We start from the raw sequence: 24970 nt of genomic DNA on the forward strand, positions 1-24970 counted from the left end.
GGAGGTAATTACACAGAGTGCGCCGCGCCGGTTACATCATACGAAGAACGGGCGGATCAGCTGATCAAAGTACATCAGGATAAGCAACACCAGCCAGAGCAGGTGCCCAACGCCTGTCCCAATCGCGACTTTTTTGCGCGCGCCATCGGCCGCCTCGCTGGCTGCATCGGCTCCCTCGGCAACTGCATCGGCCAGGCTGTTCCAGCCGGGACGAATCAGCAGAAACTGCACGCCAACCAGCACGAGCATGAGCGTCAGCGACGCGTGGTACTGCGGCGGGTAGCCTGAGAACCCACCTCCGTAGAAAAAATTTGTATAGGCAAAGATAAGGGTGAGCACGATAAACCCGTTCATCCACTTGACCGTGCTGCGGGTGTCTTCAGCGAGAGCCGCTGCTGCAGGTCCCTGCAACGAAAGCACGGTTCGCGCTTTCCCCGCCAGGCGAAGCCCCAGCCCGAACCAGGCCGACGCCGTAACAATGTGAAGAACGACAAGAACGTATGTGAGTGTCATGGGCGCTGTACAGTCAGACCACGAAAAGTAACGGATCATGTACACGAAGCGGTACCGCGAAGGTGCCACGAAAATTCAACGATACATGCGAGTCGGACACCCGGATACCTACCTGATTTCATGATGGATGCCTCTTCTGTTGCACGACTGCTTATGCTGGCCGGCTTGCTGCTTCTCTTACTGGGCGGACTGCTCTGGGCCAGCACCTCCTTCATCAACTGGGGTGGGTTGCCTGGCGACCTTTCATTCAGCACCGAGTCGACTCGAATTTACGTACCGATCGGCACGATGATCGTGGCAAGTGTGATTTTAACCTTGCTCCTGAACCTTCTACTTCGCATGTTACGGTAACCCATCTCATCATTCCCCGCGATTACAGCCTGTATGCCCATGAACATATCGAAAGATGTCATCAGCGTCATTTTAGGAGGCGGAGCTGGCACCCGGCTCTATCCGCTCACAAAGCTACGTGCTAAGCCGGCCGTTCCTCTGGCTGGGCGCTATCGTCTCATTGACGTGCCCATCTCGACCAGCCTCAACTCAGGCATCGAGCGCATCTTCGTACTTACACAGTTTAACTCAGCCAGCCTGAACCGGCATATCGCACGCGCCTACCGGTTCGACCGCTTCAGCAACGGTTTTGTCACGATGCTCGCAGCCGAACAGACGCCGGCGTCGAAAGACTGGTTTCAGGGCACGGCAGATGCGGTGCGCCGTAGCCTCGACCATATGGAGGGCTACAAGCACAAGCAGGTGCTTATCCTCTCGGGCGACCAGCTCTACTCGATGGACTATGCCAAGATGCTGGCCCATCACCAGGAAACCAACGCCGACATTACGATCGGAACCATTCCGGTAACAGCCGAAAAAGCCCCCTCGTTTGGCATTCTGAAGACCAACGAGGACCAGATCATTACCGAGTTCTCCGAAAAGCCTGCTCCCGATGAACTTGAGGGCAAGAGCAGCCCGGTTTCTGCAGAGATGCAGGAGCAGGATCGTGTCTACCTGGCTTCTATGGGGATCTACATTTTCGAGGCCGGACTGCTGCGCGAGATGCTCGATGCCTATCCCGACGACCATGACTTCGGGCATGGCATTATTCCGCGTGCTATCGATGCACACCGCGTAGCCAGCTATCCGTTTGGCGGCTACTGGAGCGACATCGGGACCATCGAGTCGTTTTTCGAGGCCAACATGATGTTAACCAAAGATCAGCCCGACTTCGACCTCTACGATCCCGACCGCCCGCTCTACACCAACGCCCGTATGCTGCCACCCGCCAAAGTTCAGAGCTCGTACGTGCAGAACTCACTCATTGCTGAAGGAAGCATTGTCATCAACAGCCAGATCACAAAATCGGTTGTTGGCATCCGGTCGTACATCAGCGAAGATACCAAGGTAAGCAACACCGTGCTCATGGGCGCCGATCATTATCCCTGGCAGACTGATGCAGGAATCGGGCGCCGCGAAGGGCCCGCTCGCCCAGGCATCGGCGAAGGGTCGAACATCGAGGGAGCCATCATCGACAAAAATGCGTCGATCGGGAAGAACTGCATTATCAAGAACCGCGAAAACGTAGATGAGGCCGAAGGCGAGAACTACATGATTCGCGACGGCATTGTCGTCATTCCCAAGAACGCCGTCATTCCCGACGGTACCATTATCTAACCTGCTCATGCGCTGGAGGTGCGAGAGGAATGCGCTACGTATGCTGCCCGCTCGCATCCCCAACCGCTTTCTGCCTGTTTTCTGCCCGTTTTCTTTTGGATTCGACCCTTCCACCTGTATGAATATTGTCATCCTGACCAACGAGTACCCCCCTAATGTGTATGGCGGCGCAGGGGTGCACGTCGAGTACCTGACCCGCGAAATGGCTGCAGCCGACGACGGAGAGCACCACGTGCAGGTGCTTAGCTTTGGCGAACAGGACATCACCGGGGGCAATCTGGAGGTGCAGGGTGTTACCGCCCCCGACGTGCCTCATCAGGACCCCCGACACGAGAAGTTTTTAGATGCGATGGCACGCAACGTGATCATGGCCGGGTCTGTCCAAGACGCTGACATTGTGCACGGGCATACCTGGTATTCGCATCTGGCAGGCTGCCTGGCCAAGCAGCTGACCGGCGCCAAGCTGGTGCTGTCGACCCATTCGCTGGAGCCGCACCGTCCGTGGAAAGTCGAGCAGCTGGGCACCGCCTACCACGGGTCAAGCTGGGTCGAGCGCACAGCCTACGAGAACGCCGATGGCGTGGTCGCCGTCTCGTCTGCGATGCAAGACGACGTGCACGAGCTCTACGATGTACCGCGTTCGCGCATCCGCACCATCTACAATGGCATCGACATCGACCAGTACAAACCGCGCCACAACGACGACGTGCTGCGCAAGCACGACGTAGACCCCGACCAGCCGTATGTGCTGTTTGTCGGGCGCATCACGCGGCAGAAGGGCATTCTGCACCTGGTGCGTGCCATCCACGACATGGACGACGATGTGCAGGTTGTGCTCTGCGCTGGTGCGCCCGATACCGACGAGATTGCAGAAGAGATGACAACGCTGGTGGAAGAAGCGCGGTCTACATCGGGTAACCGGATCGTCTGGATCAACGAGATGCTACCCAAAGACGAGGTCATCACGCTCTACTCGCATGCCTCGCTGTTTGTGTGTCCGTCAGTCTACGAGCCGTTTGGCATTATCAACCTGGAGGCAATGGCCTGCCACACCCCAGTGGTTGCCTCTGCCGTTGGGGGCATTCCGGAGGTTGTCGTAGATGACGAAACGGGATTGCTGGTCTCCTTCGAGGCGCAGGAAGGCGACAACTTCGACCCCAAAGATCCCGATGCCTTCGCAGCCGACCTGGCCCATGCGGTCAACACGCTCATGGCCGACCCCGACCGGCGCGCTTCAATGGGTGAGAAGTCTCGCGCCCGCGTCGTTGAGATGTTTAGCTGGACGGCCATCGCCGAGCAGACGCTTGGCTTCTATCGCGACCTGTTGGATGGAACGGTCGCATAGTACGCAACCGTTCTTATTCTTGTGTCGACGTGGGAGCGCATTGCGGTGCGTTCCCACGTTTGTTTTACACTTGCTTTACGCTGTACTACAATAGCTACACGGTCGCCATGGCTGAACTGCTTGACTTTCTGGGCTCATACTGGTGGGTCCTGCTCGTTTTTACGGTGTTTATCTACAGCGCTTTCGAGGAGTGGCTGCAGTTTAAAAAAGAACAGCGCAAGATCGGCACTTCGACCGAAGAAACAGAAGAGAAGCTGGACGAACTGCGCGAAGAGTGGGAAGCCGAACGCAAGCGCTTGAATAAGCGGATTCAGCATCTGGAAACGATCGTGACCAGCGACGTATGGGACGCTGCGTACGGCGCATCATCTGACAGGCCTGACAGGTCTGGTAAGTTTGATGCGGGTGATGCAGCTGAAACGTCTACGTCGCCCGGCCCTCTGCTTGATGACCTGGACGCGCCCGACGACCCCTCGCACGAAGAGAAAGCTGAGCGCCTGGCACGCCGCCTACGCAACCGGTAGCACAAACGTGAAGGTAGATCCCTCTCCCACCTCGCTCCTGACCTGCAGGTGGGCGTCGTGCGCGTTCAGGATATGCTTCACAATGGAAAGCCCCAGTCCCGACCCGCCCTGGTGCCGGGCGCGACTTTTGTCGACCCGGTAGAACCGCTCTGTAAGCCGGCTCAGGTGGCGCTCGGGAATCCCGATGCCGTTGTCGCGCACCGTTACCTCTACGAGGGCATCGCTCGCACGGGCCGCAAGCGCCACGTATCCCCCTGGCTCGTTATATTTAATGGCGTTGTCGGTCAGGTTCACGAGCACCTGTCGGATGCGTTCGCGGTCGCCCTGCACAGGAGGCAACGCCTCTTCTTCAGATACGTCGATCCGCAGCGTAATGTCTTGCTTCTGGGCTTTTGGCTCAAGCGTCTCGACGACCTCGCGCATGAGCGTACCGACGTTAAAACGGGTTATCTGCATCTCCATCTCGCCCTGCTCAAGCCGGGCAATCGCCGAAAGGTCGCGCGCGAGACGGTCGAGACGCGTAGCGTTCTGGATAATCTTACGGAGGAACGTACGGTTCACATCAGGGTCGTCGACTGCTCCATCTGCAAGTGTTTCGGCAAAGCCCTGGATCGAAAAGATAGGCGTTTTGAGTTCGTGCGACACGTTTCCGATGAACTCGCGGCGATAGCTTTCCATCTGGCGCATGTCATCGATCTCGCGATCGCTCATCTGGGCCGTGCGGTAGAGCTCCCACACGAGCGCGTCGAGTTCATCGCCACGAGGCGAGGGCGGGGCCTGAAGCGCCCCAAACTGATGCGCGCGCAGATGGTGCAGCATGTCGTGCATCCGCTGAAAGCGGGCGTGGGTGTTCCACCATACCCCGGCATAGCTCGCTACGGCTGTACCTGCAGCAATCAGCAGGCTCTGCCCGGCACTCACGCCAGCCAGCAGCGCCGTGCCCGCCGATGCCAGCGCAGCCAGCGCCGCGATCTTGCCCCCCAGCCACTGAACGTACCGCGCAGACGTAAGCATGGAAGGCCGCTGGTCAGTTCAGTGCAGGGGCTGCAGCGAGACGTACGGGAAGATGTGCCGTCAGGTCGGTGAGGCGAGGCGTGGGAGCCTCCTGAAAACACTCAAAGCAGACCCCGTCTTGCACGCTCTGTAACGGGCGGTGCTCTTCGATGACGGGCATGTACGTTTCATAGCAGTGCAGGGCCTCTTGCGCCACCTGGATGGCAGCGTCGTTCACCGGAATAACACAGTCGATCGCGGAATCGGGCGACCCGGTCAGATGAGCCGGACGGTCATCGTCTTCTTCCAACAGTGTGAAGAAGGCCAGGCGGCGAACCGATGTCGACCTGTCTCTGTCTCCTGCGCACACGACGCGCTTCACCGCAGCATGGGTAACAAGATGGTCAGGGTGGCCGCTTATGCCGTGTACGGCGTATGTGATGACAATATCGGGACGCAGACGGCTAATCTCCCGTTCGATAGGCGCTTCAATAGCCAGCGGCGAAAGATCGGCCAGCTCGCCGTCGGGCAGGTCGAGCACCTTGAGAGACGTCAGGTCGAGAGCCTGCGCCACGTTCTGCATCTCGCCGTATCGCACTGCCCCCATCTTCTCTTTGTTGAACCCGAGGCGGTGGCGCTGCTTGGTGGCTTCGCCCCGCGTCAGGGTAAGCAGATGCACATCGTGTCCATCGGCGCGTTGCTGCGCAAGCGCGGGCGCTGGCCCGAAGCACTCGTCGTCAGGATGCGGAAAAATGTAGAGCAGTGTTGCCATAAAGCCGCAAGTTCGCTTGAGCTAAAAGACGTCAGGTACGGACGCTCACACGACACGCATGCTATAAAAGATTCAGGGGCTGGGCATGTCAGAGGCAGGCTCATCGACCTCTTCAATGATGTGATTAAACTGCACCGTTCCGGTTCGCAGCATGCGCCGCACGTAAGGATGGCAGAGCTTGCAGTTGTGCCCGAAGCACACCGCATCCTGCAGCGCCTCTACCGTCTGCGCACCTGTGTCGCGCGCTACGTCGCGCAGGTGTGCAAACGGTACGTTGTAGCAGTAACATCGGTCTATCGTCATGGGCGTATCTCCTATGTTCGCGATGCCTTGCTGTGCCAATCGCGTGCATGCCAGAACTGCGGTGCCGGCCCCGCATAGCCGCTTCACTATTGTTCGGTTTGGGTGATGCGAAGAGCAATGTGTCCGGGTGCAATGCCAGCATCGTACGACGTGAGCTCGGCGCCTCCGAACTCGTTCACGGTAACGACGCCGGCTGCTCCAAACGGATTGTCCTCGTCGGGGCGTCCCAGATAAAGCACTTCGTTTACGGCATCCACTGCAATGGCTCCAATGGGAGGGCCGTCGATGGCGATGTCTTCCCGGTTGCCCGTGCTCGCGTCGTAACGCACGACTGTGTTGCCATTAAGCACTACATACATCTCATTAAGGATGCGAGTGAAAAACACGCGCTGCTGTGCGCTTGCCGAGGTCAGCTGTCCGGGCAGGTCTTCGCGAGCGAGAATATCGCCGTTGGCCCGATCAATGATCCGGATGGCTCCGTCGGTCTCTTCAACGACGTTAAAGTCTTCATCGACGTTAAAGTCTTCATCGAAGATGGTGGCTCCAGTACAGGCCACAGCCAAATTTTCCTCGGCGGTGCGGTACACCTGGCGCGGCGTGTCGCACTCCGGATCGATGCGGTTTACAATCTCATTGTTGGCCCGGTTGATGACCACAATTTCGCCATCCTGCTCACCTGTTGTCACGTAGATCTGGTTCTGCGTTCCGGTGAGTCCCTCGGGATTTCTGTCAAGCAACGTGGTATCGACAACGGCCCGGTTGGCTACATCCACCACGTAGACCCCCGGCTGGCCTTCGCCGCTGAAGTCTTTGCTGGTAACATATGCGACGGCGCCATCGGAGATGGTGTAACGCGGGTTAGGAATGCCTTCAACGAGGCCAAGCTGGTCTTGCGTTTCGAGGTCAAACAGACCGACCGACGCGGTTTCGCCAAAGACTGCCAGATACCGCTCATCAAGCAGAATGTGACTCTGAATATACGAGGCAAATTCCCCTTCGCCGCGCGTAACGGCTCCTCCTTCTTCGACGTTGGGATCGATAAAGGTGAAGCTGCTGTTCTGCCCGCCAAAGGCGCCGGCGTTGGCAACGACGACATCAGACGTCTGAACGTTGATCGTGTCGCTGTCAAGCGGTGTCAGGTCGCATCCAGCGATAAATAGGAGCCCTGCCAGGAGCAGCGCAGCAAGGGGTAATGAAGCTGTACGATTGATCATAAGGACGTAAAGGAGTTACAGAAGGCATGAATCAATGCAGCATCCATGTAAACATGTAAGATGGATGCGCCGTTTTGGTAGAAAAGTGTTCTGTTCTGCAAAAGGGTTCTCTTATAGCTGCACACGGAGCGATACGGTGCCATGTCGCGGCGGAACCGGTTGGTCGTTGAGCAGGGTGTAGTCGGTGTTGAGCAGATTCTCAATCTGAAGGCGCAGCTGCACAGACAGATCGTTCCACTGCTGCTCCACCCGAAGCTGCGTGTCGGCTGTCAGGTACGGGGCACGCGATCGTGAGCCGTCGCTGGTCGTGTAGCGACGCCCGATGCGACGCACGTTCACATCGAGCGCCAGCGCTCCTACAGACGCCGTAACGTAGGGCGTAAAGGTCGTTCGAGGGGTGTAGCGTAGCGGCTGGTTGTATGAAGACGATTCGGGATTCGAGCGGTCGCGCGCATCGGTAAATGCGGCGCTGAACCCGGTTGTAATGTCAACATACGGAAGCGTGCGGATCGTAGTGGCTGCATCAGCCTCTACGCCTCGTGTCCGTACGCGCTGCACGTTCTGCGGGGCCCAGAAGCCCTGCGTGGTGGGCGTCCAGACGATGCGATCGGTATGGCGCTGCTCAAAGATCGTAAGCGATGTGTGGCTGGACGCCCGCTGCCATCGAACGCCTGCGTCGGCGCTCCAGCCGCGCTCGGGGCGCAGGTCGGGTACGCCGCCGGGCTGCCAGTAACGATCGTTGAGCGTCGGCATCCGAAAGGCACGCCCAACATGTGCCTTGAGGCGCAATCCGTCATACGCTGGTAGCGGCGTAAGGTTGATGCCAAGGCGCGGAGCCGTGGCGACGCGGTTCGTGCCTTCGGGCACGCGGTATGCGTCTACGCGTACAGCCGGATACCATCGCACCCGGTCGCCGGTGCGGACGGCGCTGACGGCGAGTCCGGCATGCTGCTGTGTAGCCTGACTTCGCAGGCTGGGATGGCGCGCCCAGCTGGACTGCGCCGACAGGCCTGTGTTGAGCCTCCACGTCTCTGCTACGCCGCCTTCCCACTCGGCTTCGGTGCTGGCCACGTAGGTGTGTCCGGTGTCGTCGATATTCTGTTCCGGATTTCGGTAGCGGATCGCATCGTACTGAGCAAACCCACGGGTGGTGAGCGTGCCTGAAGCCAGGCGCCACCGGTGATGTGCCCACATGCGAGCGCTGCGGTCGCGCTGCCGTTCGGTGTTGGCCGCCAGGCTACTCGTTCCGGGGAGTCCCCGGTTCGTAGCCGTAACCAGGGCCGCGACGCGCGAACGGTCGGTGGCGGCGGTATGCGTAGACACGAAAGCACTGTACTGCGTGCGGTCGGCGTTGTCGCGGCGCACTGTTTCTGCTGGGAAGCGTGCCCGATCTTCGTACGGAAAGTCGCCTTGCAGGCGCTCGTAGCGCGCTGCTGCCACCCAACTCCAGTCGCCTGCACGGTCGCCGACGAGCAGATCCCCGCCATGCTGCCCGAAGGCACCAGCCCGTGTCGTAAGGGCAAGCGCGGGCTTAGCGGGGGCCCGGGTACGCAAGTGCACCGCCCCGCCCATCCCGTCGCTGCCGTAGAGCGGCGCCGCGGGCCCCTGCATCACCTCGACCGACTGCAGAAGCACAGAAGGGATAAGCGAAAGATCTGTCTGCCCGAGCTGCGGATTGGCGATGCGGTGCCCGTCGAGCAGTACGAGCGTCTGCGAAGCACCGCTTCCCCGCGACGACGCGCTGGCGAGTCCGTAAGCACTGGCGCGGCGAATATGAACGGATGAGCGGCGCTCCAGCACATCAGCCACCGTTGCGCTGCCAGATGCCACAAGCGCTGTCGAGTCAATGCGCGCGATGGAAGCCGGCGCGTTGTGCACCGTCGTAGGGATACGTGTGGCAGTGACCGTCAGCTCGGGCAGGTTGATCGCCCAGTCGACGGTATCGCGCGGCGCGAGGGGAAGGTCGGAGGCCGATGCGGCACCGGCAACGCATCCCGACGCTGTCATCAGCGCGAAGGCACTCCACAGAAAGAAACGACGGAACGAAACGACCATGCCTCATTGATGTGGGAGGGTCGTCGCCCCAGAAGATGCTGCAGGCGCTACACATACCCGTTGGCTGTGGGTACGGTATGCGCTACCAGCAAGAAGACCCCGGCGGTTCACAGCGCCAGACGTCAAACAGGTGGGCCAACGCCGCTCCCTCTATTCCCGGAGGAAGGTGACGAATGCACGCCACAGGCAGGTCTCCTGGCTTGCCGGCGGACCGTACGAGGCTTGCGCCTTCACAGGTCGTGTCTACACCTCGCTGGTGCGGCTGGCTCTTCCCATTCTATGGAACAGTGAGCGCAGACGGCGAGAGGCGGAGCACCGGATCACAGTTGCGGGTACAGCTCTCGGTTTCAGTACGGGCACATAGCACGTTCTGGCATATGCTCGCGCTGGCACGAGATTCCCTTTTCATCGCCATTCGAAAACAGCGAACCTGTAGCGGGGCCATCTACCGCATTGTTACAGATGCGATATATAAGCACCTATAACATACACGCGCCTCCTACAGAGTGTCCACCACTTCACACAATACGAACGATACAACAGCGGACGCCTACGGCAGACGGAAAGCTTCAGTATGGCTTTGTGCTGTGTTTTGCAAGGCATAATCTGCATGAGGTACCCTGCATGTGCTACCCTGCCTCATAGAGTGCAGATGTAAGCGCCTGTTCAGGAAGCGGTTGGTAGACGGGGATGCTCGTGCCGCCTTTCATAGCAGCACCCAGTTGAAGCGCCAGGTTCATCAGCACAAGCCGCGTGCGCACATTGCGTCCGACCAAATGCAGCGCCTCTTCCACGCGCGAGACCATCGCCTCCAGATCGGCATCGGGCAGATGCTGGCAGAAGTTCGCCACGGCTTCAGCCTGATCTACGTTCACAAGCGGCGCCTCGTCACCCAGTGTCTGGTAGAGCATAAGGTCGCGCACCCACCGGATCATGAGGCGCAGCACCCCCTTCACCCGCTCGCGTCCGAGCCGATCGATTGCGTCGATCCGTTCGTTCAGGGCATCCGTTTTGCGCGTGTACGCCGCGCGCAGAAAGTTGAGTACCAGCGTGCGGCTCTCGCGCAGGTGGGTACTCTCGTTAAGCTGCAGGGCGTGGCTATACGACCCATCGGCCATGCGAGCGAGCATAGAGGCCTCGCCAGATGGAAGGGCTTCGCGTTCCTGAAGCGCTCCGGCAATTGCACTTGGAGAAAGCGGGTCGAAACGCACTTTCTGGCAGCGCGACACAATAGTGGGCAGCATCTGATCAACGCGGCTGCTTGTCAGGATGAACACCGTTTGCGAGGGCGGTTCTTCGAGCACCTTCAGGAAGGCATTCGCCGCCGAGGTATTCATGTATTCGGCATCGGTGAGCAGCGCAATCTTGTAATCTCCTTCGCCCGGGTGGAACGTCATAGGCCGCACCACCTCCTCTTTCATGCGGTCGATGTGATACATGACCTGTTTGTTGGAGGTCTTTTCGGGGTCTTCAAGCGACGGGCGGCGCACGTAATCGACCGGAGCGTAGGGCTCCTCTCCAACTCGTTTGATGCGCCTGGCCACATCGTCGTCGCTTGTGCCTTTCGGATACGGAAAGAAGACGTGTACATCGGGATGCACCATGCGGCGCGTTTTCTGGCAGGCTGCGCAGCGGTCGCATGCCTCTTCGTCCTGCTCGGTGCACTGCAGCGCGCGCGCTAGCTCAAGCGCAGCCGGGACCGTACCCGTGCCTCGCGGGCCGTGAAACAGGTATGCATGGGGCACACGCTTACTTGAGAGCGTGCGACGAAGCATATCCACCACGCGCTCCTGTCCAATGATTTCAGACCAGGCCATCCGTACGGGCGAAGGGTTATTCAAGAAAGAAACAGATATACATGATACGAGACAGCGTGCACGAATGGAACCCCTGTGCGCATCCCTCTGCCCCACTCATTTCTTCTTCACGACGCAGCGTGGAACCTTAATGCGGCTACGGTTCATAGAATAGGACTGCAAATTAGAATGGCGCGGTAGCTCAGATGGTTAGAGCGTCGGATTCATAACCCGGAGGTCGACGGTTCAAATCCGTCCCGCGCTACATACATTACATATACGTATGTTATGCCACGTATACGTTGTGTGGTAAAAACAGATTTCTCAACTCTTTTGAAGGTGGCTTCAGCACGTTGCCACTTAGAGCCGTTTTGTTCTCAAGAGCCTGTTCTAATTTCTTAATTTGGGCTCCAAGTGGCTTTTTTGAACTGCAAACTAAGCCCCGAACAGGCTCTTGGTCTGCAATCTTGGTCGGGCTATGCTGTCTTGATGAATGATAGCCTCGGGAACCGTTAGGGCATGGCCCTGACGTTGCGAGTCTTAATCGCAGTAAAATTTTCGCACCGATGGCACTTTTTCTTGCCTGCAGCGCGTCTTCGCACCGGTTCTGCAGAGCGCAAAGGAAGACTCATGAAACCCTCACTTTCTATTGGCCTTCGATTTATCTACATTACATTATGTAAAAGTAAATGCTTCACCGGTAGTACAGTAGTACATTGACGGATCTTGTTGGGCTATCTTATCTCCATTGTTCGTGCTTGGGTGAATGCGCACGACCGTTTTCGGCCTGAAGCTAATAGGCTGAGGTTATCTATCACCCTTTGGAACCCCCTATCTGGTGAGCTTTACGTTTTACATGCGTTCTCTATCTCGAAGTCAATCTCGGGCCGTCCTGAGAGGCGGGTCTACACTCTCGTTTATCCTATCCAATACTCGTAGTATTATGAACATTCGAAACGCCATAACGAGCAAACTATTTTCGTTTGTGCTCGCTGGAGCGGTTCTGCTTTTTCTATCAGCTTGCGATTCCGACGAAATCTCGACAGGTGTTGATCCTGTTGAGCGGACTGCAGCTGAGCTTGTTGAAGAGTCTGATTATCTTTCCACACTTGAGACGGCGATCACCGAAACTGAACCCAGCCTTCTTGAGACACTGGATGGCAGCGAACCACTGACAGTGTTTGCTCCTGGCAATCCAACCTTCAATAACTGGGATGCTGAGAAACTACTTGGCAACCCCGACCTACTTGTTGATGTAATTCAGCACCACGTTGTCAGCGAGCCGTTTACAACCGCAGACCTGGGCGAAGGCCAAACGCTTACCTCGCTTCAGGGGTCGGAGCTGGCTGCGACCGCCGGCAGTGTAAACGGAATAGGCTATTTCCGGTCTGACCAGAACGTCACTAACGGGACAGTCCACATTATCAATGGTCTGCTTTTCAATAACCGTACAATTGCCGAGCGGACTGAGTTCTTTGTACCTGCGCAGGCATTTTTCAATGCCACTGAAGGGTTTGGAGTAACGGCTGCCCTTGACGACCCCTCCGATGACCTGACCGTCTTTATTCCGACCGAAGAGTCTCTTGGCGGGCTGCAGCCGCTCATCGAAGCTCAAGGATTGGACGATGCGGATGTCGTCGAAATCCTGCAGTATCACGTTCTCGGCGAATCCATCTCGGCTGCCGAGCTTGTTGCACAACTCAATGGAGGCGAGGAAACTGTTTCTGTCCCTACGCGTCAGGGCGAGTCGATTATCTTTGAAGGCTCGTTCAGTGAAGAGGGCGACCTCCAGTCCATTACCATCAATGGCGGCCAAGCTACGATCAACCTGGGAGACACTAACCTGCGCTCCAGCAATGGAATTGCACATTTCATTACGGGCCTGCTGCTCCCTGAGGAGTTCCGCCCGGCCATGGATGAAGTAATTGCCTCCACCGGCGGCCTCGGCACGCTCACGACGGCGCTTGGCGCAACCGGTCTGGATGAGGCACTCGCGAACCGCGACGGCTCTTTCACTGTCTTCGCGCCCAGCGACAACGCATTCAGCAACTACGACGTAGACTTGCTCTTGGGCCAGCCGGATGTGCTCACGGATGTATTGCAGTACCACGTAATTGCCGGCCAAGAAATCGGCTCCGACGACCTTGAAGAAGGCTTGGTAGAAACACTCCAGGGCGACGAGGTAGCAGTCTCAATTGGTGAGGAAGAAGCAGCATTCATCAACAACGCTTCTGTTACAACCGTCGACCTTCCGGCCGTTAACGGTGTGCTTCACATCATTGATGATGTGCTTCTTGAAAATCGCACGCTGGCTACCCGCCTTAACGTCACACGGGCTACGCAAACACTGAGTGAGCGTCTACGAGAAGCTGAACTGGCCGCGGCCTTCGAAGATGAAACGCTGGACTGGACGGTGTTTGCACCGACCAACGACGCCTTCGATGCCGCTAACTTTAATGAGTTTACGTTCTCAGAGCGGGAAGCAATCCTGCAGTACCACGTTCTCACAGACGCAGTTGACTCAGGCGTGCTGGTCGATGCACTTGCCGACGAAGATGCTGAGTTGAGCGTTGAAACCCTTCAAGGCGAGGACGTGACCTTCACTGGCACGTTCGACGATGAAGGTGACCTCAACGGCATTAACGTCAATGGCGACCAGGCGAGCATTGATCTCGATAACGTGGACATCGAAGCGCTCGACAGCTTCATCCACCTGATCGATGGCGTTCTGCTACCTCCGAGCTTTACTGATGAGAGCGGAGAAAACGGCGACGCTGTATAGTGTAAAGCTGTACGCAGAGCAATAGACCAACGAAGTTTCTTTCGTTGGACACAAAAAGCCAACCGGGTTGCTCCCGGTTGGCTTTTTTGTATACAGCGTCGTAGTTAGCCATCCGACGGCTGTTGTAATTAGTACCACCGCACTTGCACCCTCAGCCCCCTGGGTGAAGCCGGTCGAGCATGCGAATGAGCGCGGTGGCGCTTCGCAGGCCGGCTTTGGGGCGCGGCTCAGCGTACACCTCCATGCTTACCGGGCCGCGAAAGCCGTCTTCGTAGAGCATTTCGATCTGGGTTGGCCAGTCGACGTCTCCTTCGCCAACGATCGTGTCGTGCCACTGCCCCCGTTCGGTGCGGCCGTCGCTGCAGCGTACCAGCGTGATGCGGCCCGACAGCGCATTGAGCCCCGCAGTGGGGTCTTCTCCTGCCCGCAGCGCCGCCACCGGATCCCACGCAGCTCGCACGTTCGGATGGTCGACCAGCGCAAGAAGCACCGCGAGGTCGCGCCCAGTCGGACACAACGAGGCGGGGTCGTTTTTAACGCCAATCAGCACGTTGTACTCGGCCGCCTGCTCCCCGGCCCGGCGCAGCGCGTCGGCAGCGGTGTCGAGGGCAGTGTCGTCATCGTTCGGCGTAGCAGCAAACGGGTCGGTCACAAAGCGTGGACAGCGCATGCGTTCGCAGAAGCGCAGCAGTTCGGGCAGACGCGCCAGGTCGTTGAGCCACATCATGCGGTCGTGCACCGGTCCGCCAAAGATAGACGGCACCACGCTGCTTAAAAGAAACTCGCTCGCTTCCAGCTGCTGACGAATCTGCGGCTCGTTGACGTCGGGCACCCGGTCTTCGGGGCCGCCTACGGTGCGCAGCTCCATGCCCTGCAGCCCCCACAGCTGCGTGTAGTGCAGCGCACGTCCTAAATCGGAGGTTACGGTATCGGTAAGCCAGACGGGGATCATAGCAGGTACAGCAGTTGGATGCGAAACGAACAGCCTGCTCAACGAGCCACACGGGGAGCGTGTTCGGTCGAACTCTGGATAACACGAAGCATTGATAGTACCCGTCGTTTTCTGCTCATTCAGTTTCTGCGCTATGCCTACTCTTGATGATGCCGTCACCGTCGCCGATGTAGCCCGGGCTGCTAACCGGCTGCGCGGCGTGGTGCACAAAACGCCCGTGTATACGTCGCGCTCGCTCGATGCACGGGTGGATGCGGACGTATTTCTGAAGTGCGAAAATCTGCAGCGCATCGGTGCGTTTAAGATTCGCGGGGGCTACAACGCACTCAGTCAGCTTTCCCCCGAGCAGCAGGCTGGCGGCGTGATCGCCTACTCGTCGGGGAACCACGCGCAGGCGGTGGCGCTGTCGGGGCAAATCCTGGGCATCGACACGACGATTCTGATGCCCGAGAATGCTCCTACCGTTAAGCTGGAGGCTACGCGCGGGTACGGCGCCGAGGTCATTACCTACGACCCCGAACAGACCGTGCGCGAAGAGTATGGCGCGCAGCTCGCCGAGGAGCGTGGGCTTACCCTTGTGCCTCCGTATGACCATCCCCATGTGATTGCCGGCCAGGGCACGGTGGGGTGGGAGCTGCTGCAACAGGTGCCCGACCTGGATGTGCTCCTGGTGTGCTGCGGCGGAGGGGGAATGCTATCGGGATGCGGCATTGCGGCTGCGGCTCTACAGCCCGACTGCACCGTCGTTGGCGTAGAGCCCGAAGCCGGCGACGATGCCACGCGTTCCTTTCACACAGGTACGCTCCACGCGGTACAGCACCCCGACACAATCGCAGATGGTGCGCGCACTCCGTCGCTTGGCGAGTACACCTTTCCGCTTGTGCGCCGCTACGCCGACGACATGGTTACCGTGCCTGACTCCGCTATCGTCGATGCGATGCGCTTTCTGTGGACGCGCACAAAGCTGGTTACGGAGCCAACAGGAGCGCTGGCACTGGCCGCGCTTTTCAACGGCGCGGTGCCGGGCAATGGGCGCCGCATCGGGGTCACGCTTAGCGGCGGAAACGTAGATATCGCTCGCGCTGCAGAGCTTATTGCGTAGCCACTTTGCAGGCTACGCCCCCTCACGCTCTCACCACGGCCTCTCTGGTTTCTCTCACTCGTTCCCTCTTTACTGTGCCTTCGTTTGACGAACTGCGCGCCTACCTTAACGGACTGGTTGCGCACTACGAAGAACCCTCATTCATCGCCGACGACCCTATCGGTATTCCGCATGGGTTCGACGACCCGCGTGACCAGGAGATCATCGGACTGTACGCAGCGCTGTTGGCGTGGGGGCGCCGCACAACCATCATCAACAAGCTTGAAGAGCTGTGCGAGCGGATGGACTACCGCCCGCATGCTTTTGTAACCCACTTCGACGCAGCCCGCGATGCGGATGCACTCGACGGGTTCAAGCATCGCACGTTTCAGCCGGTGGATGCGCTGTGGTTCACGCGCAACCTGAGCGATGCACTGGCCCGCCACGGCTCTGTTGAAAACATCTTCGCTGATCACCTGCCCAGCGACCCCGAACACCCGTATCCACTCGGACCGGCCATTCAGGGATTTAGCACCACCATGCTGAACATCAACGCGGGCACGCCGCAGCGGCTACGTAAGCATCTGGCGCGGCCCGAGGCAAAGAGTGCCTGCAAACGCCTGAATATGTACCTGCGATGGATGGTGCGCCCCGGCCCGGTCGACTTTGGGCTATGGACGCGCCTTCGTCCGAAGCAGCTCATGCTCCCGCTGGATGTGCATGCAGGGCGGCAGGCAAGGGCACTGGGATTTGTAGAGCGTAAGTCGAACGATTGGAAGGCCGTGTGTCGTCTTACGGATGCGTGCCGGCGCCTCTGTCCCGACGATCCGGCACGCTACGACTTTGCGTTTTTCCCACCGGGCGCTCAAGACGAACCGTTAGACGACGCCTTCACCGACGACAACGCCGTGCCGCCGAGCTCGTGGCCCACGGCGTGATAACCGCGCTGCACGTACGTGATGCCTGTCGCGTTCTCGCGGGGGGTAATCGTTTCCACCTCAACGACGAAGATGGAGTGGTCGCCAGCCGGGTGAGCTGCTTCGACGCGCGCGTGTAGCACCGCTGCTTTTCCCTGTAGTATGGGGACGCCGCCTTCGTCTGTCGTGTACGCAACCGGACCAAACTGCTCGTCAGAGGTCAGGTCGGGACGGGCAAAGTGGTTGGCAAAGGCCACCTGCGTTTCGTCCAGAATGTGGATGGCGCACTGCTCAGACTGCATCAGCGCATCATGCGACTGGGCATCGCGCGCCACGTTGAAGCTCACGAGCGGCGGGTCGAGCGATACGCTGGTAAACGAGCCGATCGTGATGCCAAGCGGATCGCCGGCACGGTGCGTGGTCACAACAACGACTGGAGACGGAAGGTTACGAAGCGTGGTACGGAGAGACGTACCGTCAGTGCGCGTGGGCATATGCGTGATGAGTGGGGGATGCAGAAACAACAGGCGGCGTGCGCATCAGGAAAAGACGTCGCGCACTTTACGGAAGAACGACTTCTTCGGCGCCTGGTTGTCTGGATTAGGGTCGAAATTGGGATGCGAACGTAACGCTTCGAGCATATCGATCTCCTCGTTCGTCAGATCTTGAGGGGTCCACACGTGCACACGAATCATCTGGTCTCCCCGTCCGGTGCCGTTCAGATCGGGAATGCCGCGTTCACGCATCCGAAGAATCTTGCCGGGCTGCACGCCTTTATCAATCTGGATGCGGGCGCGTCCTTTCAGCGTTGGCACTTCAACTTCAGTACCCAGGGCAGCATCTGGGAAAGAGAGGTACAGGTCGTAGTAGATGTCGAGGCCGTCGCGCACGAAGTGCTCGTGCGGCTTCTCTTTGATCTCAATGCGCAGGTCGCCGGCAAGGCCTCCGCGAATACCTGCATTTCCGGCATCCGAAATGGTGAGGTAGTTGCCTTCTTTGACTCCCGCCGGCACCGTAACCGTAACCGTCTCCTCCCCCTCGTAGCGTCCCTGTCCATCGCATGTCGCGCACGGGTTTTCAATGATGCGCCCTTCGCCGTTGCACTTTGGGCAGGCTTGCACGTTCACGAACTGGCCGAAGACCGAGCGCGACACCTGGCGCACCTCACCGGTGCCATCGCACTCGCTGCACATCACGTGGTTTTCGCCGTCGACGCCGCCTTCTGCTCCGGTGCCATCGCAGTCGTCGCACGCCACATACTTACGTACCTTGATGTTCTTCTGCGTGCCCTCAGCAATTTCCTTGAGCGTAAGGGGCAGCTTCACGCGCAGGTCGCTCCCCGGACGGCCGCTGGTGCGGCGCGAACGCCCCCCGCGTCCGGTGCGCCCGCCGAAGATCTCGTCAAACGCACTGAAGATGTCGTTGATATCCTGGAACCCGCCCCGCTGGCGTGTGCTGCTGCCGTTCTGGCCGAGGCCTGCGTGCCCGTATCGATCGTAGCGACGCCGGGTATCCTCATCAGAGAGGATTTCGTACGCCTCTGCAGCCTGCTTAAATTTCTGCTCTGCCTCTTCGTCATCCGGATTGCGATCGGGGTGATACTTCATCGCTTTCTTCCGGTACGCTTTCTTGATTTCGCGTTCCGAGGCATCGCGTGAAACGCCAAGTACGTCGTAGTAATCTTCGGGCATAAGGGTAGTAGAAAATCAGGCAAACAAGCAAGACAGAGGGGCGCAGAAGACCGCACATGCATCTACACACGGCAGGTGGTACAACAATTAGAATGCCAGGATGTGCAGACTTGTTCAGGATGTTATCCTCTCTGCATACCTGGCCTCCTGTCGGTGCAAGGACGGTGTTACACGAAGGCGGTGTGCATGTAGTTGTACGTATAGGTGTCGGCGTGATAGGGCTACTTCGCAACCACGACCTGCGCATGGCGAATAATCCGGTCGCCCATGCGGTAGCCAGCGCGTACCTCATGTAGCACGGTACCCGGCTCTACGTCTTCAGGGGCGGGCTGCTGCATCATTGCATCGTGCTCTTGCTCGTCGAAAGGCTGCCCCTCGGCCTCAATACGCTCAACGCCAATATCGCCCATAGCGCTCAGGAAGTTCGTGTGGACCAATTCGAGTCCGTCGTGGAGCGACCGGTATGCAGCTTCGAGCTTGTCTTCTTCCTTGAACTCTTCGGCAGCATTCATAGAGCGCTGAAGATCGTCTATCGTGCCAAGTACTGCGTTGATCGCCTCGGCCTTTCCAGCTTCAAACTGCCGCTCGGCCTGCTTGGAGAGGCGCTTTCGCACGTTTTCAAGCTCGGCAGCCTTACGTAAAAACTTCTCATTTACAGCATCACGCTCGGCTTCAAGCGCCTCCACCTTTGCCTCAAGCGCTTCGATGCGCGCCTGCGCCTCGCCGCTTTCGGTGGACTCGCTGCTCTGTGAGGGAGGCGTTTCGGGGGCTGCCGGATCAGGCTCGTCGTTCAGCAGCGGATCTTCGGATACGTTGGTCGATGATTCGGCAGCGTTTGTGTCGGGCATATTTTTCTCTGAAGAGTTTGTGTCTGAAACGTTGTGGGCAGCCATAAAGCGGGGTAGTGTCGGTGTTGAACGATTCGGTCGCTCGTGTCTTGTATGCCGGTCTTCCGCGCCAGTCTTGTGCGGTTGTCCGATCGAGCAGGCATTTCTGCGCTGCAGCCCTTTCAGGGAGTAGGCTCTGGAATACGGTCATGCTGTAGCGGTATATCGCCTAAGACGCTGCATCACTGGGGTCTGACTGGTTGAGCACGTTAGCCATGGTACGCACAAGCGCCACGGCCCGGCGATAATCCATACGGGTAGGTCCCATGAGCCCCAGTGTCCCAACGGTATCTCCCATGCGGTAGGGCGACACGACAACAGAATACGAAGCCATCTCGTCATTATCGTTGTCGCTTCCGATTCGGATGTATGTATTACCAGCGGCATCCGGTGCAATGTCGCCCAGGTCTTCGAGGAGATTCACCATGAGCGTCTCGTCTTCGAGCAGCTCAAAGAAGTGGCGCACGTCGTCGGTTTCCTGGAATTCGGGCTGGTTGAGCAGGTTTTGTGCACCGCCAATCTGCAAACGCCTCTGCTGGGGCTCACTAAAGAGCGGTGTCGACTGCTCGCGCACCAGATCGACGATACCGGTGGTATCCTCGATCCCACGTACGCGCTCCTCGTGCGTCTCGCGAATCTCGGCCAGCGTGAGCCCGGCCAGGCGCTCATTCAGCATCGACACGACACGGTCGAGGTCAGCCCGATCAACGTCGGCCTCAAACTCAAGCACGATGGTCTTGACCAGTCCACCACTCACGTTTAACACAAAGAGCAAGCGGGGGCCTGTCAGCGGCACGATATCGAGCCGCTCCAGCATGGCTGTGGAAAGGCTTGGACTTAGCGCCATGCCGAGCAGGTTCGACAGCTTGCTGAGCAGCTTGGTGCTTTCACGTAGCATCTCATCGGTGTCGCTCACCAGCTGGGCCAGCTGTCCCTTAAGGGCATGCCGGTCGGCGTCTGAGAGCTTCGGCGCCTGCATGAGTTCGTCCACAAAGGTACGATACCCCATCTGCGTGGGCATCCGCCCCGCCGATGTGTACGGATGGTCGAGGTAGCCCATGTCTTCCAGGTCGGCCATCGTGTTGCGGATCGAGGCCGGGCTCAGCCCAATGTCGAACTGACGCGCCAGCGACCGCGACCCGACCGGACCGGCGGTGTCGATAAAGTGCTGCACGACTAACTGCAAGATATGACGCTCTCGCTCGCTCAAGGGCGGACGGTCATCAGAGCGCGGGGCGCTCGAACGGTTAGATGATGCAGAACTTGTAGACGCGCTCATAGGCATCGTTGCTTCATACAAACAGCGAATGCAAGTGGAAATCAGGGCCGCGTTACGCAGCGCAACAATGCGATACAGATCGCATTCTGCAGGGGTATCTTACATTACATGGAAGTACGTAGGTATATGGTGTTAGCGGGTCGCACGTAGCCGTTCCAGCCTGCATCTAACGTTAGTGCTTACGTTGTATACGTGTGCTCTGTACACGTATACAACGTACCGGCAGCGTGTCACCTGCAATCTCATCGCAGAAAACCGTGGTGTATGGAACCTATTTCTTTGTATTGTTTCGAGGCTCGGATATCTACAGAACGCCTGATTGAACGCATTTCATCTGTACGTTAAGAGCACGAGCACATAACGTTTCACAAAAAAGCGCGGCAAAGCGCTGCGCTTGTTGCATTTTGTGACCTACATACTGTATCGTTGCGTACTTGGCTGTATCCACGGGAGTTTCTTCATGTTGTGTGCGCAGTCTACCCTGTAACGGAACGTCGTGCTTGCACGTATACACAACGCAGCACGGTTTATTGTCTATTTAAACTGATGGCTCTTGCCCGTGTCTTCTGGTCCTTGAACCAGTAAGATGCGTCTTCTTTTTTGCTCACGCGGCTCTTTTTTTGTTCTTATGCGGTTTCTTTCCACGCTTCTTGCCAGTGCGCTGGGCACACTCATCGCGCTGGGTGCTCTCATTGCGTTCGGTGTGCTATTCATTTTTGCAATTGCGCTCTCGTCCGACCCAACCCCCTCGGTTCAGCCTAACTCTGTATTGACGATCGACGTTAAGGGAGCTATTCCAGAACGCGCGGTTCAGGATCCCTTTGCTCAAGCGTTTGGGGATGCGCCCCGGTTCGACCTTAACGACGTGAACAGCGCACTTCGCAAAGCCGCCGCCGACGACCGCATCGACGCGGTCTGGCTACGTATCGAATCATCGACGTCTGGGTGGGCGCGGCTCGGGGACCTTCGCGAGAGCATTGAAACATTCAAAGAAAGCGGCAAGCCTGTATTTGCTTCGGGCACCGACGCCGGTATGGGCGAGCAGGCCTTCTACCTCGCCAGCGCCGCCGACAGTCTCTTCGTGCCACCGGTATCCGACTTCCAGATGAACGGCTTCTACCTTCCACAGCCGTTCTTCAGCAATGCGCTTGAACGCCTCGACATTGAGCCCAAGATCGTACGCGTCGGCGACTTTAAGTCCGCGGTAGAGCCTTTCACCCGCGAAGATCTATCGCCGGAGAATCGCTTACAGCTCCAGGAGCTTCTGGATACACAAAATTCCGTATTCAGCCAGGCCGTAGGCGACGGACGTGGGATGGATGCTGCCGAAATTCGGCGTCTGGCCGCAGAGGATCCGATCCTCAGCGCCGAGGCCGCGCTTGAAGCGGGTCTGGTAGACGGACTCCTCTACCCGAATGAAATTGAGGCCGCTATCAAAGAGCGCCTCAACATAGCCAACAACCTGCAAACCATTAACGTGTCTCGATATGCACGCGTCCCGGTGAGCGATGTCAGCCTTACGCCCTCTGATGAAGGCACAGTCGCCATTGTCTATGCTGAAGGCAACATCGTGCCTGGCAAGAGCCAGGACAACCCGTTCGGAGGCGGAAGCGAGGCCATTGGCTCACAGACGTTCGTTGAAGCGCTCGACCAGGCCCGCACCGACAGCAACGTTAAGGCGATCGTCGTTCGCGTCAACTCACCCGGCGGAAGCGCCGCGGCCTCCGAGATCATGTGGAATGCGATGCAGCGCGCAGGCGCCGAGAAGCCTGTCGTCGTTTCGATGGGCGACTTTGCCGCATCGGGAGGCTACTACCTGGCTGCAGGAGCCAATAGCATCGTGGCGCAGGACAACACCATCACCGGCTCCATTGGCGTATTCGGGCTCTTCTTCAACGCACGCGGCTTCCTCGAAAATCAGCTCGGCGTTACGTTTGATGCGGTGCGCACCAGCCCTTACGCCGATATCTACTCCGGCGTCGAGCCGTTTCGGGATGACCAGCAAGAGCGTCTTGAACGCAGCGTAGAGCGCGTGTACGACACGTTCCTGCAGCGCGTTGCCGACGGCCGCGGGATGGACCGCGCTGAGGTCGAAGCAATCGCCGACGGGCGCGTCTGGTCGGGTCGCGACGCTCAAGAGGTCGGGCTTGTTGACGAGATTGGTGGACTTAATCTGGCCGTGCAGCGTGCTGCAGAAGCGGCAGAAATGGGGGAGGGGCCGTACAACGTGCGCATCCTACCCCGCCCGAAAACGTTCATTGAGCAGCTCAACGAGTCGTTCAGTGCCAGCGTACGCTACCAGATTACAAACCTGACGACTACCCCGATTGAGCGCGAGTTGCTTGAACAGAGACAGGCCCTCGAACGCCTCGTGGGTACCCATGGCACAGTACAAGCCCGCCTCCCTATCGACATCCGGTTTGAGTAGCGGTCTCATGGCCAGGCGCCGCCGTCAGCTGCGCAGCCGCTCGCCCCACATACACAACCACATACAAAACGCCCGCTCCAGGAGAAGCCCTGGAGCGGGCGTTTTTTTGTTTTGTGTGGACGTTTGTTTGGCAGGGATGCATGCCGCATCACACGAGCACCGATCCAGTCATTGAACGCGGTCGTTCAATGCCGAGCATAGCCAGGATTGTAGGCGCAACGTCGCCCAGCTTGCCATCATGGACGTCTGCCACGTCGTCTTTGATGATGATGTGTGGCACCTGTGCCGTTGTGTGTGCTGTATTGGGACTACCATCCTCGTTTCTGAGCTTGTCGGCATTGCCATGGTCCGCAATGATGCTCACGCTGTATCCTGCCTCCAGCGCCGCATCAACGACCGTGCGCGTGCCAGCATCTACCGCTTCTACCGCTTTCACGGCAGCATCGAAGTCGCCTGTATGGCCCACCATATCAGGATTTGCAAAGTTGACAACAGCGAGCGTGTACTCGTTTTCAGCGAGCGCCTCGGCCACGCGCGCCGATAGCTCAGGCGCGCTCATCTCGGGCTGCAGGTCGTACGTTGCCACCTTCGGAGACGGCACGAGGATGCGATCTTCGCCTTCAAACGGCTCTTCACGCCCGCCGCTAAAGAAGTACGTTACGTGTGGATACTTTTCAGTTTCAGCAGCGCGAAGCTGAGTGCCACTCTGTGCAGCCACGACCTCGCCGATCGTTTCTTTAAGGTTAAGCTTCGGAAAGGCTACCGGCAGGTCAAACGTTTCATCATAGGGCGAGAAGATCACGTACTTCAGGTCGAGCTTTTCGCCCCGGTCGAAGCCGTCAAAGTCGTCTTCGGTGAAGGCGCGTGTAATCTGGCGCGCCCGGTCGCCACGAAAGTTGTAGAAGATGACCGCATCGTTATCGGCAATATGGTTGCGGGTGCGGTCGCCGTAGTCAATGACACGCGGCTCTACGAACTCGTCAGTGATGCCGTCGTCGTAGCTTGCATGAAGCGCATCTACCGGATCGGTAAACGTTTCGCCCTCGCCCTCGGTAAGTAAGCGGTATGCGCGCTCGGTGCGCTCCCACCGCTCGTCGCGATCCATCGCATAGTACCGCCCGATGATCGAAACCACACGACCGACGCCGGCCCGTTCGGCCTCCTGCTTAAACTCCCACATGTAGTCGGTTCCCCCATGCGGATCGGTGTCGCGCCCGTCGGTGAAGGCATGCACGCACACCTGACGCCGATCGAGCCCCTCGCGCGCGGCCAGTTCAAGAAGCGCGTACAGATGGTCGAGATGGCTGTGCACCCCGCCATCCGAAAAGCAGCCCATCAGATGCAGCTTCGAGTTTTTCTTTCTGGCATGGCGCACCGCATCCACCAGGGGCTCGTTCTCAAAGAACGACTCGTCGTCGATCGCTTTGTTGATGCGGGTAATTTCCTGGTACACAATGCGCCCCGCACCGAGATTCATGTGCCCGACTTCGGAGTTACCCATCTGTCCGTCGGGCAATCCTACTGCTTCCCCTGAAGCCGTAAGGGTGGCATGCGGGTACGTGTCAAAAAGCGCATCGATGTAGGGCGTATCGGCAGTGTCGATTGCGCTGACCGCTTTGTCTTCAGCAATGCCATAGCCATCGAGGATAAGCAGCAGATGTTTTTTGGAAGGCGTCATAAGCAGGTTGGTATGTCTAAAAACCATTCGGTAGCACGGCGGTGCGCCGCTGTTGGCGCATGCGGTCGGTAATACGCGCCAGCCGCGGCGTT

21 protein-coding genes, 1 tRNA gene and 1 riboswitch are annotated in these 24970 nt (G+C 58.5%); of the genes, 9 read left to right on the plus strand and 13 right to left on the minus strand.

Annotated features, from left to right (window positions below):
• Positions 1-36 precede the first annotated feature (36 nt).
• The gene (locus tag ACZ48V_RS13900) at positions 37-513 is read right to left on the minus strand and encodes a hypothetical protein (protein WP_464540071.1); all 477 of its coding nucleotides are present in this window, start codon (positions 511-513) and stop codon (positions 37-39) included.
• 120 nt (positions 514-633) lie between these two features.
• Between ACZ48V_RS13900 and ACZ48V_RS13905 the strand changes: the two genes are divergently transcribed.
• From ACZ48V_RS13905 to ACZ48V_RS13920, 4 genes are all read left to right on the plus strand, one after another.
• Positions 634-864 (plus strand): DUF2905 domain-containing protein, encoded by a 231-nt coding sequence (locus ACZ48V_RS13905; protein WP_464540073.1) that lies wholly within the window; start codon positions 634-636, stop codon positions 862-864.
• Between the two features lie 39 nt (positions 865-903).
• Entirely contained in the window at positions 904-2181 is a 1278-nt protein-coding gene (locus ACZ48V_RS13910) for a glucose-1-phosphate adenylyltransferase (protein WP_464540075.1), read from the plus strand.
• Positions 2182-2299: 118 nt separating this feature from the next.
• A complete protein-coding gene (gene glgA / locus ACZ48V_RS13915) occupies positions 2300-3526 on the plus strand; it encodes a glycogen synthase (RefSeq protein ID WP_464540076.1) in 1227 nt (408 codons plus the stop codon).
• 107 nt (positions 3527-3633) lie between these two features.
• Positions 3634-4050 carry a hypothetical protein gene (locus ACZ48V_RS13920; RefSeq protein ID WP_464540078.1) on the plus strand — a complete coding sequence of 139 codons (417 nt, stop codon included), beginning with the start codon at positions 3634-3636 and terminating at the stop codon, positions 4048-4050.
• Here the strand turns inward: ACZ48V_RS13920 and ACZ48V_RS13925 are convergent.
• The 6 genes from ACZ48V_RS13925 to holB form a co-directional block, all read right to left on the minus strand.
• Positions 4036-5064: a sensor histidine kinase gene (locus ACZ48V_RS13925; protein WP_464540080.1), complete on the minus strand. Its 1029-nt coding sequence runs from the start codon at positions 5062-5064 to the stop codon at positions 4036-4038. The two genes, ACZ48V_RS13920 and ACZ48V_RS13925, sit on opposite strands and share 15 nt — an antisense overlap.
• Before the next feature lie 13 nt (positions 5065-5077).
• The gene (locus ACZ48V_RS13930) at positions 5078-5815 is read right to left on the minus strand and encodes a PIG-L deacetylase family protein (RefSeq protein ID WP_464540082.1); all 738 of its coding nucleotides are present in this window, start codon (positions 5813-5815) and stop codon (positions 5078-5080) included.
• A 72-nt stretch (positions 5816-5887) separates the two neighbouring features.
• Positions 5888-6118 carry a (2Fe-2S)-binding protein gene (locus ACZ48V_RS13935; protein ID WP_464540084.1) on the minus strand — a complete coding sequence of 77 codons (231 nt, stop codon included), beginning with the start codon at positions 6116-6118 and terminating at the stop codon, positions 5888-5890.
• Positions 6119-6204: 86 nt separating this feature from the next.
• A complete protein-coding gene (locus tag ACZ48V_RS13940) occupies positions 6205-7332 on the minus strand; it encodes a YncE family protein (protein ID WP_464540086.1) in 1128 nt (375 codons plus the stop codon).
• 111 nt (positions 7333-7443) lie between these two features.
• Positions 7444-9387: a TonB-dependent receptor plug domain-containing protein gene (locus tag ACZ48V_RS13945; RefSeq protein WP_464540087.1), complete on the minus strand. Its 1944-nt coding sequence runs from the start codon at positions 9385-9387 to the stop codon at positions 7444-7446.
• A gap of 168 nt (positions 9388-9555) precedes the next feature.
• Positions 9556-9836, minus strand: a riboswitch (cobalamin riboswitch).
• A gap of 180 nt (positions 9837-10016) precedes the next feature.
• Positions 10017-11204 (minus strand): DNA polymerase III subunit delta', encoded by a 1188-nt coding sequence (gene holB / locus ACZ48V_RS13950; protein WP_464540089.1) that lies wholly within the window; start codon positions 11202-11204, stop codon positions 10017-10019.
• Positions 11205-11374: 170 nt separating this feature from the next.
• Between holB and ACZ48V_RS13955 the strand changes: the two genes are divergently transcribed.
• Positions 11375-11448: transfer RNA gene (locus tag ACZ48V_RS13955), tRNA-Met, on the plus strand.
• Positions 11449-12126: 678 nt separating this feature from the next.
• The gene (locus tag ACZ48V_RS13960) at positions 12127-13965 is read left to right on the plus strand and encodes a fasciclin domain-containing protein (RefSeq protein WP_464540091.1); all 1839 of its coding nucleotides are present in this window, start codon (positions 12127-12129) and stop codon (positions 13963-13965) included.
• 151 nt (positions 13966-14116) lie between these two features.
• Here ACZ48V_RS13960 and ACZ48V_RS13965 read toward each other — a convergent pair whose 3' ends face one another.
• Entirely contained in the window at positions 14117-14917 is an 801-nt protein-coding gene (locus tag ACZ48V_RS13965; RefSeq protein ID WP_464540093.1) for a sugar phosphate isomerase/epimerase family protein, read from the minus strand.
• A gap of 133 nt (positions 14918-15050) precedes the next feature.
• Here ACZ48V_RS13965 and ACZ48V_RS13970 point away from each other — a divergent pair, with 133 nt between their 5' ends.
• Complete coding sequence (locus ACZ48V_RS13970; protein WP_464540095.1) at positions 15051-16019, plus strand: threo-3-hydroxy-L-aspartate ammonia-lyase; 969 nt, start codon at positions 15051-15053, stop codon at positions 16017-16019.
• Positions 16020-16093: 74 nt separating this feature from the next.
• Positions 16094-16936 (plus strand): TIGR02757 family protein, encoded by an 843-nt coding sequence (locus ACZ48V_RS13975; RefSeq protein ID WP_464540097.1) that lies wholly within the window; start codon positions 16094-16096, stop codon positions 16934-16936.
• On the opposite strand, the gene ACZ48V_RS13980 is transcribed toward ACZ48V_RS13975, so the two are convergent.
• The 4 genes from ACZ48V_RS13980 to hrcA form a co-directional block, all read right to left on the minus strand.
• Complete coding sequence (locus ACZ48V_RS13980) at positions 16864-17409, minus strand: flavin reductase family protein (RefSeq protein ID WP_464540099.1); 546 nt, start codon at positions 17407-17409, stop codon at positions 16864-16866. The genes ACZ48V_RS13975 and ACZ48V_RS13980 overlap by 73 nt on opposite strands.
• Positions 17410-17454: 45 nt before the next feature.
• Positions 17455-18606: a molecular chaperone DnaJ gene (dnaJ, locus tag ACZ48V_RS13985; RefSeq protein WP_464540101.1), complete on the minus strand. Its 1152-nt coding sequence runs from the start codon at positions 18604-18606 to the stop codon at positions 17455-17457.
• Positions 18607-18827: 221 nt separating this feature from the next.
• Positions 18828-19499, minus strand: a complete 672-nt coding sequence (locus ACZ48V_RS13990; protein ID WP_464540103.1) for a nucleotide exchange factor GrpE — start codon at positions 19497-19499, stop codon at positions 18828-18830.
• Between the two features lie 163 nt (positions 19500-19662).
• Complete coding sequence (hrcA, locus tag ACZ48V_RS13995) at positions 19663-20772, minus strand: heat-inducible transcriptional repressor HrcA (protein WP_464540105.1); 1110 nt, start codon at positions 20770-20772, stop codon at positions 19663-19665.
• Between the two features lie 628 nt (positions 20773-21400).
• Between hrcA and sppA the strand changes: the two genes are divergently transcribed.
• The gene (sppA, locus tag ACZ48V_RS14000) at positions 21401-23200 is read left to right on the plus strand and encodes a signal peptide peptidase SppA (protein ID WP_464540107.1); all 1800 of its coding nucleotides are present in this window, start codon (positions 21401-21403) and stop codon (positions 23198-23200) included.
• Positions 23201-23348: 148 nt separating this feature from the next.
• Here the strand turns inward: sppA and gpmI are convergent, their stop codons facing one another.
• Positions 23349-24878 (minus strand): 2,3-bisphosphoglycerate-independent phosphoglycerate mutase, encoded by a 1530-nt coding sequence (gene gpmI / locus ACZ48V_RS14005; RefSeq protein ID WP_464540109.1) that lies wholly within the window; start codon positions 24876-24878, stop codon positions 23349-23351.
• Positions 24879-24970: the final 92 nt, after the last annotated feature.

Source organism: Longimonas haloalkaliphila, assembly GCF_055379825.1.

Excerpts from the sequence above, each read along its gene's own strand:
- ACZ48V_RS13900 (WP_464540071.1), bottom strand. The coding sequence starts at position 513 with ATGACACTCACATACGTTCTTGTCGTTCTTCACATTGTTACGGCGTCG.
- ACZ48V_RS13905 (WP_464540073.1), top strand. The coding sequence starts at position 634 with ATGATGGATGCCTCTTCTGTTGCACGACTGCTTATGCTGGCCGGCTTG.
- ACZ48V_RS13910 (WP_464540075.1), top strand. The coding sequence starts at position 904 with ATGAACATATCGAAAGATGTCATCAGCGTCATTTTAGGAGGCGGAGCT.
- glgA (WP_464540076.1), top strand. The coding sequence starts at position 2,300 with ATGAATATTGTCATCCTGACCAACGAGTACCCCCCTAATGTGTATGGC.
- ACZ48V_RS13920 (WP_464540078.1), top strand. The coding sequence starts at position 3,634 with ATGGCTGAACTGCTTGACTTTCTGGGCTCATACTGGTGGGTCCTGCTC.
- ACZ48V_RS13925 (WP_464540080.1), bottom strand. The coding sequence starts at position 5,064 with ATGCTTACGTCTGCGCGGTACGTTCAGTGGCTGGGGGGCAAGATCGCG.
- ACZ48V_RS13930 (WP_464540082.1), bottom strand. The coding sequence starts at position 5,815 with ATGGCAACACTGCTCTACATTTTTCCGCATCCTGACGACGAGTGCTTC.
- ACZ48V_RS13935 (WP_464540084.1), bottom strand. The coding sequence starts at position 6,118 with ATGACGATAGACCGATGTTACTGCTACAACGTACCGTTTGCACACCTG.
- ACZ48V_RS13940 (WP_464540086.1), bottom strand. The coding sequence starts at position 7,332 with ATGATCAATCGTACAGCTTCATTACCCCTTGCTGCGCTGCTCCTGGCA.
- ACZ48V_RS13945 (WP_464540087.1), bottom strand. The coding sequence starts at position 9,387 with ATGGTCGTTTCGTTCCGTCGTTTCTTTCTGTGGAGTGCCTTCGCGCTG.
- holB (WP_464540089.1), bottom strand. The coding sequence starts at position 11,204 with ATGGCCTGGTCTGAAATCATTGGACAGGAGCGCGTGGTGGATATGCTT.
- ACZ48V_RS13960 (WP_464540091.1), top strand. The coding sequence starts at position 12,127 with ATGAACATTCGAAACGCCATAACGAGCAAACTATTTTCGTTTGTGCTC.
- ACZ48V_RS13965 (WP_464540093.1), bottom strand. The coding sequence starts at position 14,917 with ATGATCCCCGTCTGGCTTACCGATACCGTAACCTCCGATTTAGGACGT.
- ACZ48V_RS13970 (WP_464540095.1), top strand. The coding sequence starts at position 15,051 with ATGCCTACTCTTGATGATGCCGTCACCGTCGCCGATGTAGCCCGGGCT.
- ACZ48V_RS13980 (WP_464540099.1), bottom strand. The coding sequence starts at position 17,409 with ATGCCCACGCGCACTGACGGTACGTCTCTCCGTACCACGCTTCGTAAC.
- dnaJ (WP_464540101.1), bottom strand. The coding sequence starts at position 18,606 with ATGCCCGAAGATTACTACGACGTACTTGGCGTTTCACGCGATGCCTCG.
- ACZ48V_RS13990 (WP_464540103.1), bottom strand. The coding sequence starts at position 19,499 with ATGGCTGCCCACAACGTTTCAGACACAAACTCTTCAGAGAAAAATATG.
- hrcA (WP_464540105.1), bottom strand. The coding sequence starts at position 20,772 with ATGAGCGCGTCTACAAGTTCTGCATCATCTAACCGTTCGAGCGCCCCG.
- sppA (WP_464540107.1), top strand. The coding sequence starts at position 21,401 with ATGCGGTTTCTTTCCACGCTTCTTGCCAGTGCGCTGGGCACACTCATC.
- gpmI (WP_464540109.1), bottom strand. The coding sequence starts at position 24,878 with ATGACGCCTTCCAAAAAACATCTGCTGCTTATCCTCGATGGCTATGGC.